At 65.8% G+C, this 16,863-nt stretch carries 20 protein-coding genes; 16 read left to right on the forward strand and 4 right to left on the reverse strand.

The window, feature by feature from the left end; translation table 11 throughout:
- Positions 1–26: 26 nt before the first annotated feature.
- From BLP88_RS14665 to tgt, 7 genes are all read left to right on the forward strand, one after another.
- A complete protein-coding gene (locus BLP88_RS14665; protein ID WP_074590354.1) occupies positions 27–1,442 on the forward strand; it encodes an NAD-dependent succinate-semialdehyde dehydrogenase in 1,416 nt (471 codons plus the stop codon).
- 168 nt (positions 1,443–1,610) lie between these two features.
- On the forward strand, positions 1,611–1,964 hold the full coding sequence (locus BLP88_RS14670) for a hypothetical protein (RefSeq protein WP_074590356.1): 354 nt from the start codon (positions 1,611–1,613) through the stop codon (positions 1,962–1,964).
- Between the two features lie 12 nt (positions 1,965–1,976).
- The gene (locus BLP88_RS14675; RefSeq protein WP_074590358.1) at positions 1,977–2,360 is read left to right on the forward strand and encodes a hypothetical protein; all 384 of its coding nucleotides are present in this window, start codon (positions 1,977–1,979) and stop codon (positions 2,358–2,360) included.
- An 88-nt stretch (positions 2,361–2,448) separates the two neighbouring features.
- The gene (locus BLP88_RS14680; RefSeq protein WP_074590360.1) at positions 2,449–2,988 is read left to right on the forward strand and encodes an NUDIX hydrolase family protein; all 540 of its coding nucleotides are present in this window, start codon (positions 2,449–2,451) and stop codon (positions 2,986–2,988) included.
- Positions 2,989–3,099: 111 nt separating this feature from the next.
- Positions 3,100–4,134 (forward strand): DUF6707 family protein, encoded by a 1,035-nt coding sequence (locus BLP88_RS14685; protein WP_074590362.1) that lies wholly within the window; start codon positions 3,100–3,102, stop codon positions 4,132–4,134.
- 81 nt (positions 4,135–4,215) lie between these two features.
- The gene (locus tag BLP88_RS14690; protein WP_074590363.1) at positions 4,216–4,938 is read left to right on the forward strand and encodes an SRPBCC family protein; all 723 of its coding nucleotides are present in this window, start codon (positions 4,216–4,218) and stop codon (positions 4,936–4,938) included.
- 111 nt (positions 4,939–5,049) lie between these two features.
- The gene (gene tgt, locus BLP88_RS14695; RefSeq protein ID WP_074590365.1) at positions 5,050–6,327 is read left to right on the forward strand and encodes a tRNA guanosine(34) transglycosylase Tgt; all 1,278 of its coding nucleotides are present in this window, start codon (positions 5,050–5,052) and stop codon (positions 6,325–6,327) included.
- A gap of 63 nt (positions 6,328–6,390) precedes the next feature.
- Here tgt and BLP88_RS14700 read toward each other — a convergent pair whose 3' ends face one another.
- The gene (locus BLP88_RS14700) at positions 6,391–7,119 is read right to left on the reverse strand and encodes a queuosine precursor transporter (protein ID WP_074590367.1); all 729 of its coding nucleotides are present in this window, start codon (positions 7,117–7,119) and stop codon (positions 6,391–6,393) included.
- A 240-nt stretch (positions 7,120–7,359) separates the two neighbouring features.
- Here BLP88_RS14700 and BLP88_RS14705 point away from each other — a divergent pair, with 240 nt between their 5' ends.
- The 3 genes from BLP88_RS14705 to BLP88_RS14715 all read left to right on the forward strand — a co-directional run bounded on the left by BLP88_RS14705 (position 7,360) and on the right by BLP88_RS14715 (position 9,427).
- A complete protein-coding gene (locus BLP88_RS14705) occupies positions 7,360–8,448 on the forward strand; it encodes a fatty acid desaturase family protein (protein WP_373366909.1) in 1,089 nt (362 codons plus the stop codon).
- Between the two features lie 200 nt (positions 8,449–8,648).
- Positions 8,649–8,882 carry a LapA family protein gene (locus BLP88_RS14710; protein WP_245413265.1) on the forward strand — a complete coding sequence of 78 codons (234 nt, stop codon included), beginning with the start codon at positions 8,649–8,651 and terminating at the stop codon, positions 8,880–8,882.
- Positions 8,883–8,977: 95 nt separating this feature from the next.
- On the forward strand, positions 8,978–9,427 hold the full coding sequence (locus BLP88_RS14715; protein ID WP_074590368.1) for a hypothetical protein: 450 nt from the start codon (positions 8,978–8,980) through the stop codon (positions 9,425–9,427).
- A gap of 47 nt (positions 9,428–9,474) precedes the next feature.
- Here BLP88_RS14715 and BLP88_RS14720 read toward each other — a convergent pair whose 3' ends face one another.
- Both BLP88_RS14720 and BLP88_RS14725 read right to left on the reverse strand, forming a co-directional pair.
- Positions 9,475–10,398 (reverse strand): diacylglycerol/lipid kinase family protein, encoded by a 924-nt coding sequence (locus BLP88_RS14720; RefSeq protein ID WP_245413264.1) that lies wholly within the window; start codon positions 10,396–10,398, stop codon positions 9,475–9,477.
- On the reverse strand, positions 10,376–10,831 hold the full coding sequence (locus BLP88_RS14725; RefSeq protein ID WP_245679883.1) for a pyridoxamine 5'-phosphate oxidase family protein: 456 nt from the start codon (positions 10,829–10,831) through the stop codon (positions 10,376–10,378). The genes BLP88_RS14720 and BLP88_RS14725 overlap by 23 nt, the downstream gene beginning before the upstream one ends.
- A 239-nt stretch (positions 10,832–11,070) precedes the next feature.
- Here BLP88_RS14725 and BLP88_RS19240 point away from each other — a divergent pair, with 239 nt between their 5' ends.
- From BLP88_RS19240 to BLP88_RS14735, 3 genes are all read left to right on the forward strand, one after another.
- Positions 11,071–11,193, forward strand: a complete 123-nt coding sequence (locus BLP88_RS19240; protein WP_257028205.1) for a hypothetical protein — start codon at positions 11,071–11,073, stop codon at positions 11,191–11,193.
- A gap of 92 nt (positions 11,194–11,285) precedes the next feature.
- Positions 11,286–11,726, forward strand: coding sequence for a hypothetical protein (locus BLP88_RS14730; RefSeq protein WP_074590371.1), 441 nt, complete (start codon positions 11,286–11,288; stop codon positions 11,724–11,726).
- A 55-nt stretch (positions 11,727–11,781) separates the two neighbouring features.
- Entirely contained in the window at positions 11,782–12,042 is a 261-nt protein-coding gene (locus BLP88_RS14735) for a hypothetical protein (protein ID WP_074590373.1), read from the forward strand.
- 14 nt (positions 12,043–12,056) lie between these two features.
- Here the strand turns inward: BLP88_RS14735 and BLP88_RS14740 are convergent, their stop codons facing one another.
- Positions 12,057–13,499 (reverse strand): MFS transporter, encoded by a 1,443-nt coding sequence (locus tag BLP88_RS14740; RefSeq protein ID WP_074590374.1) that lies wholly within the window; start codon positions 13,497–13,499, stop codon positions 12,057–12,059.
- A gap of 248 nt (positions 13,500–13,747) precedes the next feature.
- Here BLP88_RS14740 and BLP88_RS14745 point away from each other — a divergent pair, with 248 nt between their 5' ends.
- From BLP88_RS14745 to BLP88_RS14755, 3 genes are read left to right on the forward strand one after another with little or no spacing between them, the layout of a single operon-like run.
- The gene (locus tag BLP88_RS14745) at positions 13,748–14,416 is read left to right on the forward strand and encodes a response regulator transcription factor (protein ID WP_074590375.1); all 669 of its coding nucleotides are present in this window, start codon (positions 13,748–13,750) and stop codon (positions 14,414–14,416) included.
- Positions 14,413–15,840, forward strand: a complete 1,428-nt coding sequence (locus BLP88_RS14750; RefSeq protein ID WP_074590376.1) for a sensor histidine kinase — start codon at positions 14,413–14,415, stop codon at positions 15,838–15,840. Before BLP88_RS14745 ends, BLP88_RS14750 begins: the two co-directional genes overlap by 4 nt.
- Complete coding sequence (locus BLP88_RS14755; protein WP_245679884.1) at positions 15,833–16,855, forward strand: TAXI family TRAP transporter solute-binding subunit; 1,023 nt, start codon at positions 15,833–15,835, stop codon at positions 16,853–16,855. The genes BLP88_RS14750 and BLP88_RS14755 overlap by 8 nt, the downstream gene beginning before the upstream one ends.
- Positions 16,856–16,863 lie beyond the last annotated feature (8 nt).

The raw sequence follows: 16,863 nt of genomic DNA on the forward strand, positions 1-16,863 counted from the left end.
TTCAGCGCGCCGTGAGACAGAGCACCATGAGCACCGTAACCCCCTCACGAAAGGGAACCAGCATGTACAAGGTGACCAACCCCGCCACCGGAACGGTGGAAGCCGTCTACCCGTCCGCCACGGACGCCCAGATCGAAGAAGCCGCAGCGCGCGCCGAGGCTGCCCGGGGTCCGCTCAAGGCGCTGAGCCCTGCGGAGCGTTCCGCACTGCTGCACCGGGTGGCCGGGCTGCACGCCGAGCGCCGGGAGGAGCTGGCGTCCATCATCACCCGCGAGATGGGCAAGCCGATCGCCCAGTCCCGCGGCGAGGTGGACATCGTGGTGTCGATCTACCGCTACTACGCGGACAACGGCCCCGGCTTCCTCAGCGAGGAGTCCATCGACGCCGTGGCCGGCGGCCGCACCGTGGTCCGCAAGGAACCCTTGGGCGTGCTGCTGGGCATCATGCCGTGGAACTTCCCGTACTACCAGGTGGCCCGCTTCGCGGCGCCCAACCTGATGCTCGGCAATCCGGTGCTGCTCAAGCACGCGCCCCAATGCCCCGAGTCCGCGCTGGCCATGGAGGAGATCTTCCGCGACGCCGGCGCCCCGGACGGCGCGTACGTGAACCTCTTCGCCAGCAATGAGCAGGTGGCGGCCCTGATCGCGGACCCCCGCGTCCAGGGCGTGTCCCTCACGGGGTCCGAGCGGGCCGGTGCGGCGGTGGCCGCGGCCGCCGGTGCGGAGCTGAAGAAGGTGGTGCTGGAGCTGGGCGGCTCGGACCCGTTCATCGTGCTCGACGGCGGCAACCTGGACCAGGTGGTCAAGCTCGCCGTGGGCAGCCGGACCTTCAACGCGGGACAGGCCTGCAACGCGGCCAAGCGCTTCATCGTGGTGGACGAGGTGTACGACGAGTTCGTGTCCCGTTTCGTCGCCGCTACCGCCGCCCTGGAGCCGGGCGACCCCACGGATGAAGGAACCGCTCTTGGCCCCCTGTCCTCCGCGGCGGCCGCAGAGTCCCTGCAGGTCCAGGTGGACCGCGCCGTGCTGCAGGGCGCCGAAGTGCTCCTGGACGGCGGGCGGCAGGACCGGCCCGGCGCCTACTTCAAGCCGATGGTCCTGGCAGGTGTCACCGAGTCCATGGACGCGTACCGGCAGGAACTCTTCGGTCCCGTGGCCATGGTGTTCCGGGTGCGCGACGAGGACGAGGCCGTCCGGGTGGCCAACGGCACCCCCTTCGGCCTGGGCGCCTCCGTGCACTCCGTGGACGAGGACCGTGCGGCCCTGGTGGCGGACCGGATCGAGGCCGGCATGGTCCACATCAACGAGGCCGGCGGCAGCTCGGCGGAACTGCCGTTCGGCGGCGTCAAGAGGTCCGGCGTCGGGCGCGAACTGGGCCGTTACGGAATGGACGAATTCGTGAACCGGAAGCTGGTCCGCGTCCGCGAAACGGCGCGGGCATGAGGACAACCGCCAGCACCATCGCCGGAGAGCTGGAACGGCTCCGCGGGCCCTTGACCATCCGGCGTGGCGGTGACGTAATGAAATTGTCCACGGTGCGGCACCGGATCCCTGTGGCGCGCGTGGCAACCATGGCGGAGGGTGCCATGCGGGCAGCAGAGGAGGACGATCGTGGGCATACTGGATTCCATTTCGAAGGGGATGCCGGTGGTTGATGGCTCGGGGAAGGTCATCGGCCGGGTCGAGGAAATCGTTCCGCCCAACGAGAAGGCGGAGTTGTTCGAAGAAGCCGTGGTCAGTTCCGAGCCGGATTTGCTCACGCTCGGGCTGAACTCCGTCTTCGGCCGGGAGCCCAAAGTCCCTGAGCTGATGGCGCGCCGGCTGTTCCATTCCGGCTACATCAAGATTGATGCCCGCGGTTTCCTGGCCGGCGATGCGTACGCGGCTGCGGACACCATCAGCCGCGTCGAAGAAGGGAAGGCGTACCTGAGCCTGACCCGGCACGAACTCTCCACCCAGGTCTAGGACCGTTTCCCCATGACGGGACATTTCGTCCATGAAGCCACCGTGATGCTGAGTTCAGATTCGGATACGGGAGCACCGGGAGCGAAGATCACGGTGGCCTTGTGTGGACGGTGGGAGCATCCGCCGCCGTGCCCGCTTGCCGCGCATCACACCAGCCAGGACCTGGACGGGCCGAGATTGCGGCTGCGGACGGTCTTCACCACCGAGCCTGCACATGAAGACGAAGTCCGGCGCCTGATCGAAAGGGCCCTGCGCCAAGGCACCATGGAAGGACCCGACGGCAGCCAGTCCCGGTGGACCCTGCTGACAAGCCAAACAGCGGAACTCACCGCCGCGGAGCACCGCCTGGCCAAGCGTCTCTCCGCTGACGGGTTCCCGGCGTCCCCGCAGGACTGACGGCATGGCCCCCCCAAGACCGTTCGCTTTCGGCACGGCCTGCCGCCAAACACGGCCCGCCGGGCGGCGGATACGGTAGAAATTAAGCATGAGCGTGCGCACCCCTGACCCCAACCCCGGCTGGCTGTCCAACGAGGACCTGTTCGAGGCGCGCGGCCGCCTCCCCATGGTCTACGTGGAGGCGGTGCCGGTGCGGCTGGATCCGCTGGGCTTCGTCAACGAGGTGGGCACGCTCCTGCAGGGCGACGCCGACGGCAACATGGTGCGCTACCTCGTCTCCGGCCGTGTGCTGTACCGCGAAACCATCCGGGCCGCGCTGCTGCGCCACATCGAAAAGGACCTGGGCCCGCTGGCCTTCCCTCAGCTGCCCATCAGCCCCGTGCCGTTCACCGTGGCCGAATACTTCCCCGCCCCCTCCCAGACCGGCTTCACCGACGACCGACAGCACGCGGTGTCCCTGGTCTACGTGATCCCGGTGACCGGCGAATGCGATCCCCGCCAGGACGCCCTCGAGCTGACCTGGATGACGCCGGAGGAAGTGCTCAGCGAGGAAGTCCAGCAGGAGTTCGAGGGCGGCCGCGGCAACCTGGTGCGCCAGGCCCTCGCCTTCGCCGGGGTCGGGCTCTAACCGCCGCCCCTCCCATTTCCGCGGCTTTCCACATGGCCGGAAAGCCTCCCGCGCCCGGGGGTGCCCGTTCTATAGACTGGTGGGCGGACCCCAAGCAAAGGATTTTTGGCGATGACCCACAGCCCGGCCGATCAGCAATACCGTGAAAAGCAGGCTGGGGCCCTGCAGACCGGTGACTACCTCTACCTCCCGGGCAACGGCCCCGCGGAGGAGATCACCGGCATCGAGCTCGAACACGACGACTTCGGCGTGCCGGCCCTCGTCATCGCGACCACCGCGGACGGGGTCCGCACCCGCATCGCCTTCGGCTCGGCCGTCCCGGTGGACGAACCCGGCACTGTTTCCGCTGGCACTGTTGTCACCGGGTCCGCAGACGTTGTCAACGAACCCGCCGGTGAGGCGCCCGACGCCGGCAGCGAGGCTCCCGGGGACGACCCACCTGAGGATGGGCTCACCGCGGACTCGGCGACCGCCGTCGTCGTCCCGCCGCTTCCGGCCGCACCCCCGTCGCTGAACGGCCCGACGGCGGCTCAGCTGGCCCTGATCCCGGCACCTTCCGGCACTCCGGAGTCCGTGATCGCCGCCGCGGCCGAGGCGCACCCGGGCCGGAACGGCGTGGCCGTGCTGAGCGAGCGCCTGGTCAAGGGCGTCAACACCAAGTCCGGCAGCTGCCTGCGCGACATCAGCGACCTCGCGCACGATCTGTTCATCCAGCTCCAGGATCCGGACAACGCCCTCGCCGTTGCTGACCTGCTGAACGTGCTGCCTTTCGACGGCAACCGGGACCGCTGGGCCTCGGTGGAACGTGCGCTGGCCCTGTCCAGCTTCATCTGCCGCGAACTCGGGCAGGAGGAACGCGCCGCGGTCTACGCCCAGTTGCTCCAGGTCCCGGATTCGCTGGAGACCGATCCTTTCCGGGCCAGGATCGCCGCGCGCGTCCGTCAGCGGGCGCTGAACGAGCCGAACCTGTACGACAAAGAAATCTTCCGCTCCATCGACAACGGCAACCGCGAAGCCGAACGCGAATGGCGCCTGCTGCGCTTCGAATCGCTGCTGTTCCTGCGGGCCCACGGAGGTTCGGAGACGCTGCGGCCGAGCGAACTGGACCACCGCCTCGCCAACGAGCTCGAAGCTGTCCGTACCTAGCCGTGCTCATGCCAGGCCGGGCTACCCCGGCGGCCGTGTCAAGGCTGTTGCCGCCACCGGATCGGGAGTAGATTCGGGGCCATGACGAACAATCTGAGCGTTGTGGTTAATGCCGACGCGCAGCAAGTTTGGACCATGCTGCGCGAACCGTCGCGGGTAGCCCAGTGGCACGGCTGGGAAAGCGATGAACTCAGCGATGAGATCAACCAGATCTATTTCAGCCCCGATGTGGTCGAGGGCCCGGACCACACCAGCCTCACCGTGAACGGCGGGGACGAGTTCGAGCTGCACCCGGTCTCCGGCGGCACCGAAGTGCGGGTCACCCGGACCGCCCTGGACCACAATTCCGAGTGGGCCGACTGGGACGAGGACATCACCCAAGGGTGGCTGACGTTCCTCCACCAGCTGCGTTTCGCCCTTGAACGGCACCCGCACGGGCACCGGCGCACCCATGTGGTCACCCTGGGCGGCGGCGGATCGGCGATCGAAAAGCTTGGCCTGAACGAACTCCCCAAACCGGGCGAGGAGTACGACCTGACCCTGCCCACCGGAGAGGCAATCTTCGGCAAGGTCTGGTTCCGCACCCGCCACCAGGTGGGGGTCACCGTGCACGGCTACGCCGAGCATGGAGACGGCCTGCTGATCGTGGCCGAACAGCAGGCGATCCCGGAGAAGAGGCCCGACGGCGGCGCGCTGGTAATTGCCTCCACGTACGACCTCGGGGCGCGCCAGCTGGAATCGATCCGTTCCCACTGGGATGCCTGGAAGGCTGAGAACTACCCCACAGAGGTGCCCGCGCACTGACACTTCCCGGCAATCGGCTGGCAGACTGTAACGGTGCCAACCGATTCCGTCCTGCCCGACGCCCCCGCCGTCCCCGGTTCTCCTGCTCATGGGTCTCCCGCCCACGGTTCCATGGGGTCCGTTCCGTTCGCGAAGCACCAGTCAGCGTTCTCGTTCACGGTCGGCACGCGCCTCTCCGAAAGCTGCGCACCGTCACCGGAGCAGCGCGACGCCAACGGCGGCGAATTCCTCGGCCGCACCGGAACCATCACCACACCGCACGGGACCATCCAGACACCGGCGTTCATCGCCGTCGGGACCAAAGCCACGGTGAAGGCCGTGCTGCCCGAGTCCATCCGCGGCTTCGGCGCGCAGGCCGTGCTGGCCAACGCCTACCACCTGTACCTGCAGCCGGGCCCGGAGATTTTGGACGCCGCCGGCGGCCTGGGCGCGTTCATGAACTGGGACGGGCCAACTTTCACGGACTCCGGCGGCTTCCAGGTGATGAGCCTGGGCTCGGGGTTCAAGAAGGTCATCGACATGAAGTCCGTGGACGCCGCCGGCCCGGACGACGCCGTGGCACCCGGCAAGGAACGCCTGGCCCACGTGGATGAGGAGGGCGTCTGGTTCAAGAGCCACCTCAACGGAGACAAGCACCGCTTCTCGCCGGAGATTTCCATGCAGGTGCAGCACCAGATCGGCGCGGACATCATGTTCGCCTTCGACGAGCTGACCACCCTGCAGAATTCCCGCGCCTACCAGGAAGAGTCCCTGGAACGCACCCGCCGCTGGGCCGAGCGCTGCGTGGTTGAGCATCGGCGGCTCACGCTGTCCCGCGCGGGCAAGCCGTACCAGGCCCTGTTCGGCGTGATCCAGGGCGCCCAGTACGAGGACCTGCGCCGCAAGGCGTGCCGAGACCTCGGTGCCATGGACTTCGACGGCTTCGGGATCGGCGGCGCCCTGGAGAAGGAGAACCTGGGCACGATCGTGCGCTGGTGCAACGAGGAACTGCCGGAGAACAAGCCGCGGCACCTGCTGGGCATCTCCGAGCCGGACGACATCTTCACGGCCATCGAAAACGGCGCGGACACCTTCGACTGCGTCTCCCCCACCCGGGTGGCCCGCAACTCCGCCTTCTACACGGCGGACGGCCGCTTCAACCTGTCCGGCGCGAAGTACAAGGCGGACTTCGGGCCGCTGCAGGACGGCTGCGACTGCTACACCTGCCAGAACTACAGCCGCGCCTACATCCACCACCTGTTCAAGGCCAAGGAAATGCTCTCGGCCACGCTGATCTCCATCCACAACGAACGCTTCGTAGTGAGGATGGTGGACGACGCCCGCCACTCCATCGAATCCGGCGACTTCTTCGAGTTCAAGGCCGAGACCCTGGCAAGGTACTACCACTGAGTGCTCACTCGTGGCGGGTTCTTCCCGGAATAGGCCGCCACGAGTGAGCCCTCAACGGGGGAATCAAGCGGCCCCGTAACTCGGTTCGCGCTTCTTCACCCAGCGGATCACCAGCGAGGTTACCGGCACGAAGAGGAACTCGACGGCGGTCTTGTAGACGAAGCCCACCACCACGTAGTTGGTGAACGTGCCGAAGTCCGCGATGCCGATCACCGACGCCGCGATGCTGCAGAAGATGAGGGTGTCCACGAATTCCCCGGCACCCGAGGACCCCATGAGCCGGGCCCACAGGGACTTTTCGCCGCTGCGTTCCTTCATCTTCACGAGGACCCAGGAGTTGATGGTCTGTCCGGCGAAGAAGCCCAGGAGCGAGGCGAGCACGAGAAGCGGCACGGGGCCGAGCGCTCCTTCAATGGCGGCCTGCTTGGCTGTGCCGTACTCGTCACCGAAACCCGGCAGGACGATGATGATCCAGTAACAGAGGGACGCGAAGACTGAGAGCGCGAAGGTGGTGATGATCGCCTTCCGGGCAGCCTTGAAGCCGTACACCTCGCTCACCACGTCACCGAGGATGTAGGCCAGCGGGAACAGGAAGAAGCCGCCGTCAGTGACGATCGGGCCCAGGACCACGCCCTTGGATGCGCCGATGTTCGACAGGATCAGCACCACGGCCATGACCGCCAGCATGATGGCGAAATACGGGGAACCGATCGAGGCGAAGCGCGGCGAGGCTTTTGCTTGAATGCTCGGGGCAGGGCTGTTCAAGGAGGAATTGCCGGAAGGCGAGGTCACTGGATATCCGTTCGTAGTGGTTCGCGCAGGCACCGGTCGACGTCACGGCGCCCCGCTGTATTAGCACTGGACGTCCCAAGGTTACTGTGCGCCCCGGGATGTGGCACAAAAGGATCCGGCCCTAAGGTCCGCCGCCAAAACGGCGGACCGTTCCTCCCGAATCCTCGCGGGCGTATCCTTTGGGGAAGGGGTAAGAAGTGCAAGTTGCAGAGTGTCGCACTGCCCCGCGATCGGGTGAACATGATGGAAAAGACACCTTCCCGGGCCGATGATCCTTGGCGCCAGTCCCCGAACCACATGGTCAACAGTTACGTCACGCTCCTGAAACAGGTTCGGCACGACGGCTTTCTACGGCGCCGGCGGGGCTTCTACATCGCCCTGTTCATCACCTTGCTGGCCGCGTGGTCCGGCACCTGGGTCGGGTTGATTCTCCTGGAGGACACGTGGTTCCAACTGCTGACTGCAGCTGGTATGGGAGTGGTGCTGACCCAATTTGGATTCCTGGCGCATGAGGCCGCGCACCGTCAGATCTTCGCATCAAAGATCATGAATGAATGGTCTGCGCGACTGATCGGCACCGGGCTGGTGGGAATCAGCTACGCCATATGGACGCAGAAACACACCCGCCACCACAACCACCCCAACATGATCGACAAGGATCCGGATATCCGCACCGGAGCGATCGCTTTCCATCCGCAGACCGCGGCTACCCGGTACGGTTTCATGGTTCGGGTGACGCGCAGGCAAGGGTGGCTGCTTTTCCCGTTGCTGCTTTTCCTTGGTTTGAGTCTTCACGTCGACTCGCTCAAGTACCTTTTCCGCCGCGGGAGCGTGGATCACCGCTGGGTCGAGATCCCGCTCATCGTGATGCGGCTGCTGGTGGTTCCCGTGTTGGTCTTCTTGATGCTGCCCCTGGGCATGGCGTTCGCGTTCCTGGGCGTCCAAGTGGGTGTCTTCGGGTTCTATATGGGCGCTTCGTTCGCTCCGAACCACAAGGGCATGCCCATCCTGGCGGCATCCAGCAGGGCAGACTTCCTCCAGCGGCAGGTACTCACCGGACGCAACATCTCCGGCGGCTGGTTCATGGACGCCCTCATGGGGGGGCTGAACCGTCAGATAGAGCACCACCTGTTCCCGGATATGCCGCGCCCGTACCTCCGCCGCGCCTCGGCGCTCGTGCGTTCCACCTGCAGGCAGCTCGGAATCCCCTACACCGAAACAAGCCTCATCGGCTCCTACGTGATCGTGGTTCGCTACCTGAACTCCGTCGGCCTCTTCGCCGGCGGTCCCTTCGAATGTCCCGCGGCCGGCAGCTCCAGACCACGCTAAGCCCGGCAAGACAGTATCCGCCACGTTGCAGCAAAGGACCGACTGCACTGAGAGGAAAGTGATCAATCATGGCATCGGAACCGGTCACGCCTGGACGGAGGCCACCGAAGCGGACACCTCCAAAGGGATCGCCGCCAGAGACTGCCATTCCTGGTTCTTCCGAGGCAAGGCCCAAACCAACCCGATTCGGAGTGGTCTGGGTGGCCGTCGTCACCGCGCTGATCCTGCTGGTGTTGCTGATCATCTTTATCCTGCAGAACCAGGAGCCCGCCAGGATAATGTTCCTCGGCCTCGAGGGCAGCCTCTCCGTGGGAATGGCCTTGTTCATCGCAAGCGTCACCGGAGGGATACTCGTAGCCATCGCCGGCGCAGCACGGATCATCCAGCTCCGCTCCAACGCCCGCAAAGTGCGGATGCTCCACAAACGGGGCTAAGCCCTGTTCATGGAGCCAGCCTTGGAAACACCCTCGGTGCTGAGGCAGTTCCTTAACCCGCGAAAGTTGCACGTACTGGCAGGAGAAGATGAGCAATGAACACTAACGTTTCAACGCAGGGGCAAACGAAGGACGATTCGCCGGGATCAACACTGCGGCTCACATCGGTGGTGGCCGTGTCCCGGGAAGTGTATGGGCATGAGGTTCCGCCAAGGTACACCGTTTCGGCGGTTTTTTCCCGGCGGGTCAATCCGGCTGAGGCCCGCTCGATTCAAGGTCCGACCACGCACGAGCGGCTGGCGGAGCTGGGCTACGGTCACATCAGCCTCGTGATCGATGACCGTCGGCTGGAGATCGTAAACACCAGCCTGGAAGAGCTGAAGTCCGGCTTGGCTTCCGTGCTTGGCTCCCTTGTCCGGGAAATCAGTGATCAGATGCGACTTGAGCAGGAGCAACGCGACGACGCAGCCCTATTGAAGAGCAAGGCTGACGATGCCAGACGGAAGGAAATCGAGGCATTGGCGCACGAGATTTCCTTTGACTAAGTCCGTTCGCTGGGCTGGCGCCCTGGGCCGACGACGGGGCGGGTGGCCTACCCTAGCGTGAGCAAGGCTTGGTACCGGGCCTCGATCAGTACGGATGTGTTGGCGTCGATCTGCAGGATTTCACCGTCGATCTGGAGCGGAATCGGATCAAGAGTGACGAATTCGTATCGGCTGACGCTTTGTTGCGCACCCAGGCCGATCGTGACTGCCCGGAGAGCCATCAGGACAATCCGCCACTTGCGGGCATGCGGCAGCATGATGACCTCGAATCTTCCGTCGTTGGATTCGGCCGTCTGGCTGATCCTGCCGTATTTGGCCATGTGAGGGATGTTGGCCAAAACCAGGCTATCGAAACTGGCGCGGGCGCCATCCATGCGGCCGATCTCCACGGGCCTCAGTCCGGAAAAGGAACGAATCACCGAGACCAGCTCCCTGAAGCTTCCCTTGCTCCCTTCCTTCATACCAATGGCCATCGCCGGCGTCAGTCCAAATCCGATATACGAGTGGGCATACCTCGACCATGCCTCAGGCCCTTCCCCCACGAACAACCGCAGAAGATCGATCCGGCGCAGTTCGCCGGCAACGATTGCCTCGATCAGCGGCATCTGGCGGGTACTACGGCGGTGATCGTTGGCATTGCCGCCGGCCATGACAGCGCAAACTGCACTGCCACCGGCATCCATCACGCCATTGATTACCTCGTTATACCCGCCATCGCCACTGACTGAGACGATCAAGGGACGGCCTGAGGAAGCTGTTTCGCGTGCCAGCACCCTCCCATGCCCGGCGAAGGCCGTCTCCTCAAGGCTGAGCGGCATCCCGGGCAGCCTGCGAGCCAGCTCCTCGCACAGCGCTCCGGCCAGATGTCCCGAACCACGGCCACTGGCGGGATTGAATATCACGACGATCCGGTCAAACCGCACCGGACGGGAAGTGCCGGACGGTGCTTCACCGCCAAGGTTCCGGCCCACGGGCAAACCTGCGGCCGGTGATCTGATCCGGCGTGATCTCGACAAAGACATACTTGATCGTGGGGATCCAGGAATGCAGCGGCAGCTTCGCCGCCACGTCAATGTCAATATCCCGGTCCAATGCACGCGCGGTTCCCTTGACGACGACGCTCCAAGCCGTATCTGCGGTGTAGCCGTCGGTCTCAAGCGCCACATAACGGTTGATTGTCAGGCTGACGAGTTTGCTGCCCTGGGCCGTTCTGAAGAGAACCACTCCGTCATGAGCCAGATAGTTGATAGGGAAGATTTCCGGCTGGTCTCCGACACTGACAGCCAAACGGCCAAGTTCTGACCCGGCCAGCAGATCCCATGACTCGGCCGCGTCCAAAATGACCACCGGGTGCTCCTGATCAGCTTGCATCATGTCTCCGTTCTGCGGGCTGGAATGGTCCACAAGCGATTTGCTTGAGCTGCACGCTTGAACGTTACGGCGCAGTTCATTGTCTCCCTGTTCGCCCAGCCGGGGAAGAGCGGCGTATGCCTATTCTGAAGGGCGTCCAAAACACACAAATATCTCTGACCAACTCCACGGCGGGACGCGCGGCATTCGAAGAGTAGACTTGGTACATGTCGGGACGTCGCGACGAAACATCCGGTTCCCCGAGCAATGAGCCCGGCCCTAAAAATGCGCCCGTGAAGACCATTGATGAGACCTCCGGTCACATCAATGAGGACGCTGTGGAAATCTGGGACAACGAAGGCGGCCATGACCGTACAGCAACCGCTGAACGACCTAAGGGTGGCGCCCTCCCCTAAGTGGTCCGGCTTCGGACCCCTAATTGAAGCCGCCGCCGTACCCACGTTTTCGCGGATCTGACAGCGCATCCCAGAGAAACTTTGGCGCAGCCATGACCACCACCCAGTCCCAGCCCGTTCAATCCGCCAGCCTCCTTAGCCTCAGCGGCGTACTCGCTTCGGCCCTGCCGCATGACCTCGGCACCGCGAAGGGCCCCGCCCTCTACACCGTCCCGGCGGTTTTCTCCCGTCGGCCGGAGCCCAGGGAATTGGACCTTCTTCACGGCATTGACGTGTCCCGGCGCCTCGACGAATCCGGTTACGGTGACGTCGAACTGCTCGTCTCGGACCGGCGGCTCCTTATAACCAACACCAACCTGGAGGAGCTCAAGGCCGGCTTGGCACGCCTTGTGGGCACCATTCTCCGCGAAATTTCCGAACAGGCTTTGCTTGAACGGATCAGCCGGGCAGAGGAACTGGATGCCTTGAGCCTTATCGAGGAACACCGCCTCGAAGCGCTGCGCTCATCTGCCGCGGAAATCCACTTCGACTGACTATCGGCCGGTAGTCCGCGCTGCGGCCACCATCGAAAACACGGGGGATAAGAGCGTGAATGAGTACGAAGCTTCACTCATCATCAAGTCCGGTGCGGAACAGCTGCGCCTTGCGTCGTCTGATCCGCGTTCGGATGAAGGCTATGCCGCGGTCAAGGCCAATCTCTCAGAGGCATTGGAGAGGATCGCGGAAGCCCTTTCGAACTTTGAAGCCGGACTGGGGGTGCCGAGTCGCTCTCCTGGCTGGGTTCGGGACCTTCACCAGGTGGCGGACGACCTGGGGCAAGGGAGCCCGGACAACGGCACCGTAGAGTAGCGCTCGGACCCCACTCAGGCGTTGACCAGATCCTTCTTGTCGTCGTCGCCGTCGCGGACGCCGTCGCTGCGGCCGGAACGCGCACCGAAGGCCTCGCCCTGCTCCGCGTCCAGGTGCGTGGACTTCTTGTTCTTCAGGGCGAAGACGTAGACCAGCAGGGACAGGAAGATCGCCACGGTCACGTAGGTGAAGAAGAGGTCCTCGCGGCCGGTCTTCTGGAACGCGGCCCCGATCAGCGGAACCGTGCCGCCGAAGAGCGAGTTGGCGATCGCGTAGCCCAGGCCGACGCCGAGGGCGCGGATGGACGCCGGGAAGAGTTCGGCCTTCACCAGGGCGTTGATGGAGGTGTAGCCGCCGACAATCAGCAGCCCGCCCATCATCAGCAGGAATGCCGTGAACGGATCCTTGGTGCCGGCCAGGGTGGAAAGCAGCGGCCAGGTGAAGAGCACGCCGGTCACGCCGAACCACACGAGCAGCGGCTTGCGGCCGATCTTGTCCGAGATGAGGCCGTAGACCGGCTGGAGCAGCATGAAGATGAACAGGGCCCAGAAGTTGATGACCGAGGTGTCCGTCTTGGCGATGCCGGAGGTATCGTTCATGAACTTCAGGATGAAGTTGGTGTAGGTGTAGAAGGCCATGGTGCCGCCCATGGTGACGCCAATGCAGACCAGCAGCGGCTTCCAGTGCCTGGTGAACAGCAGCTTCATGGTCCCGGGCTGGGCTTCGCCCTCCACCCGGACATGCGCGGCACGGATCTGATCGGCCGAGACCGTCTCCTCCATGGAGCGGCGCAGCCAAAGAACCACGAGCGCTGCCACGCCGCCGATCGCGAACGGAACGCGCCAGCCCCATTCGGTGAGGGCGTCCTTGCCGATGGTGTTCTGCAGGATCACCAGCACCAGCAGGGCGAGCATCTGGCCGCCCACCAGGGTGACGTACTGGAAGCTGGAGAAGAAGCCACGGCGCTTGGCGGTGGCGGCCTCGGACATGTAGGTGGCGCTGGTGCCGTATTCGCCGCCCACCGAGAAGCCCTGCAGCACCCGGATGAAGATCAGCAGGACCAGGGCCCAGATGCCGATTTCCTGGGTGGTGGGCAGGATGGCTATGCCGAAGGAACCGATGGACATCATGGTCACGCTGAGGGTCAGCGCGGCCTTGCGCCCCTTTCGGTCGGCGTAACGGCCGAAGAACCAGCTGCCGATCGGACGCATCAGGAACGACGTCGAGAAGACCGCCATTGCTTCGAGGCCCGCCTGCAGCTCGTCCTTGGAGTTGAAGAAGTGGGCCTGGAAGTAGGCGGCGAAGACCGTGTAGACGTACAGGTCGTACCACTCCACCAGGTTGCCCGCGGAGCCTTTGAGGATGTTGCCAACGGCGCGGCGGGTTTGTGCCGATTCGTTCTGGGCCGACTCGTTCTGCGCCGATTCGCCTAAGGGCGCTGTGTGCTGGGTGCTCATCGATGAACCTTCCTTGCCTGGCGCCGCCATCGGCAACCGTTTGCTGCTTAAGTCCATCCGCCAAGCTAGTGCGTGATTCCGGGCACATCCAACGCCGGAGGGCTTTTCCTAACACTTCCTTAGGAATCGCCGCCAGCCCGGACGTCCACCGTCCCGGCAGCGAAAACGCAGCGGAAGGGGTAAGGTCCAAACGGAGCGCCCTGCGGAAGAATCCGCGGAAAACCACCCGAATACAGAGGACCCAGGCAATGCACGTGCTGATCGTCGAGGACGACGATGCGATGGCATCGGCACTGGTCGCGGCCGTCCTTTCCGCCGGGCACAAGCCGCATCGCGTGGCGCGCGGCTCCGACGCGCTCCTGGTCCACCGGGACTACGAAGTGATCCTCATGGACCTGGGCCTGCCGGACATCGACGGCCTCGAGCTGCTCCGCAAGCTCCGTCAAGTGACCGACTCCCCCATCCTGATCCTCACGGCCCGGGACGACGAACGCAGCGTGGTCCTGGGCCTGCGCCTGGGCGCCGACGACTACCTTGTGAAACCGGTGAAGCTCGTCGAACTCCTGGCCCGCATCGAAGCCGTCACCCGGCGGGTCGCCCGGGCGGCCGGCACCCGTCCGCATTCCCTGGTCATCGGGGAACTCGACGTCGACCTCGACCGCCGCGTCGCCGTCGTCGGCTCCCGCGAACTACAGCTGACCGCCACGGAGTTCGACCTCCTGGCACTGCTCGCCCGGAACGCCGGCTCGGTGGTAACCCGGGAACAGATCCTCGACGCGCTCTGGGGCGACGCCTTCCTCGCCTCATCCCGCTCGCTGGACGTGCACCTGACCGGGCTGCGCTCCAAACTGGGGCTGCCGGGCTTCATCATCAACGTCCGCGGCGTGGGCTACCGGATCGAGGCGGAACCGGCGTGAGGCTGCGGGTTCTGGGCACCCTGGGAGTGCTGGCCGCGCTCCTGGTGGTAGTGGTCGCCGCGGCGATCCTGAGCTCGGCGAGCCGCGAACTGGCCCAGGAGGTGCAGATCAACCGGGTGTCGGCGCTCAACCGCTTCGCCCAGCTCGCCTACGACGCCGCCCTCGACGGCGATTCCAGCCAACTCGAGGGCGACATGGACCGCTACTCGGCCCTGTACGGCGAGGGTGTCCTCATCCGCCTGCCGTCCGGAACGCTGCAGTCCGGCGGCCTCGGCGAGGACCGGGCGGAGGTGCGCAACGCCGTCGGGCAGGCCAGCCTGAACCTCAGCCACACCACCCTGCCGCCGGTGCAAGCCTTCGGCTCGGGCCCGGCGTACATTTCCCGCTCCTTCGGGCCGGCGAGCCAGGTGCTCGGCGAGGCCGTGCTGGAGGTGAAGCTCGACGCCGCCCGGCAGCAGCTGCGCGAACGGTACCTCCTGGTGGGCCTGGGCGCGGTGGTGCTTTGGTTGCTGCTCCTGCTCGGCGCCGCCCGGGTGACAGCCTGGGTGCTGCGTCCGGTGCATCGCCTGAACTCCGCCGCGCAGGAACTCGCCGCCCGCGGGAAGACCGAGCGGCTGCCCGAGGCGGGACCGCCGGAACTGCGGGAGCTGAGCCGCAGCTTCAGCCGGATGGCGCAGACCGTCAGCGAGAGCATGGAGTCGCAGCGGCTGCTGATCGCCGACACCTCGCACCAGTTACGCAATCCCGTGGGCGCCCTGCGGCTGCGCCTGGACCTCCTGCAGCTCAAGCTCCGCTCAGCCGAGGAGCAGGCCGCCGCGGCGGACGTCACCGCCGAACTGGAACGGGTGGAGGAAATCCTCGACGGCGTGCTGCGGCTCGCGTCCGCCGAACACCGGGCCTCGGAAGGCGCCGCTTCCGCCGGGCCGGACGCGGAGGTCCCCGACATCGATCCCTTCGCGGTGCTCCAGGAAGAGACGGACCGGGCGCGGCCCGCCGCGGAAGCGGCCGGCGTCGTCCTGCGCCTGCACCCCGGCCCCGGACTGGACCGCCCAGCGCTGAGGCTGCATTGCAAGCCCGCCGAACTGGCGCACATGGTGGACGAACTCCTCGCCAACGCCATCAAATACGCCCCCGGGTCAACGGTCACGGTGGCCTTGAACAGGCGGGACGGTGCGGTCTCGATCGAGGTGTCCGACGGCGGCCCCGGCCTGAGTGCCGAAGACCGGGCTGCTGCCACCTCGCGTTTCTGGCGGTCGCCGGAGCACCTGGGCGTCCGCGGCACCGGGCTGGGCATGACGATCGTGGACCGGCTGGCGAAGGCCAACGGCGGCCGGCTGGTGCTGGAGGAGAACCCCGGCGGCGGGCTCCGTGCGCGGCTTGAGTTCCCGGGGGCGGCATCACATTCAGGGGCCGGCGATGGCTGAGCCAACAACGCCTGAACCACGAGCGGACATGTCCCGCCGGGCCGCGCTGCGAACTGCGCTCAGGGCCGGCCTCTCCGCATGGCTGGCCGGGCTGGCCTTACCCGCGCTCGCGGCCTGCACCCCGGGCGGCGGACTGCAAAACATCACGGTGGCCGGCGGCGAAAGCGGCGGCTTCTACCTTGAGTTCGCCACCTTGCTGGCCGCTGCCCTGCGGCGGGAAGGCGTGGCCGGAGAGGCGGAACCGCTCGTCACCGGAGGAAGCCTGGAAAACCTGGAACTGCTCCGCGCAGGGAAGGCGACGTTCGCGGTCGCCCTGGCCGACGCCGCCGCCCAAACCGCCCCCGCAACGGACACCTCGGAGGCGATGGCCGCCGTCGGGAAGGTCTACGAGAACTACGTGCACTGCATCGTGCGCCAGGACAGCGGGATCCGGAGCCTTGGCGAGCTCGCCGGCAGGACGGTAGGCACGGGCGAGACCCGTTCGGGGACGTCGTTGACGGCGCGCAGGATCCTGGAAACCTTCGGGGCAGGCGCCGGGCGGGAGGCGTTTTCGAAGCACCCGCCCGCGGAACGGAGCCTGGGGCTGAACACGGGTCTGGCGGCGCTGCGGGCGGGAACGGTGGACGCTCTGTTCTGGTCCGGGGGCGTACCCACTGCGGCGATATCGGCACTGAACGAAGACCTCGGCCTGTCCTTCCTGGACCTCTCGGCGCTCATCCGTCCGATGCGCTCCCGCTATGGACCCTTCTACGACCGCGTGCTCATCCCGCAAAACAGCTACGCCGGTGCCCCCGGGGTGTGGACCGTGGGCGTTGCCAACCTCCTGCTCTGCCGGCAGGACCTGGACAGCCGCACCGTGGAGCGGACCGTGGAGCTGCTCGTGAACCACGCTGCCGGCCTTGTCCCGCAGACCAGCGCCGGAGTGCAGTTCCTTAGCCCGGACACCCTGATCAACACGGCGGGCATCCCCCTGCACCCGGCGGCGGAGCGCGCGTACCGTAGGCTGCACGGCTGAAACCGGGC

It is taken from the genome of Arthrobacter cupressi (genome assembly GCF_900099975.1).
GTDB classification, from domain to species: domain Bacteria; phylum Actinomycetota; class Actinomycetes; order Actinomycetales; family Micrococcaceae; genus Arthrobacter; species Arthrobacter cupressi.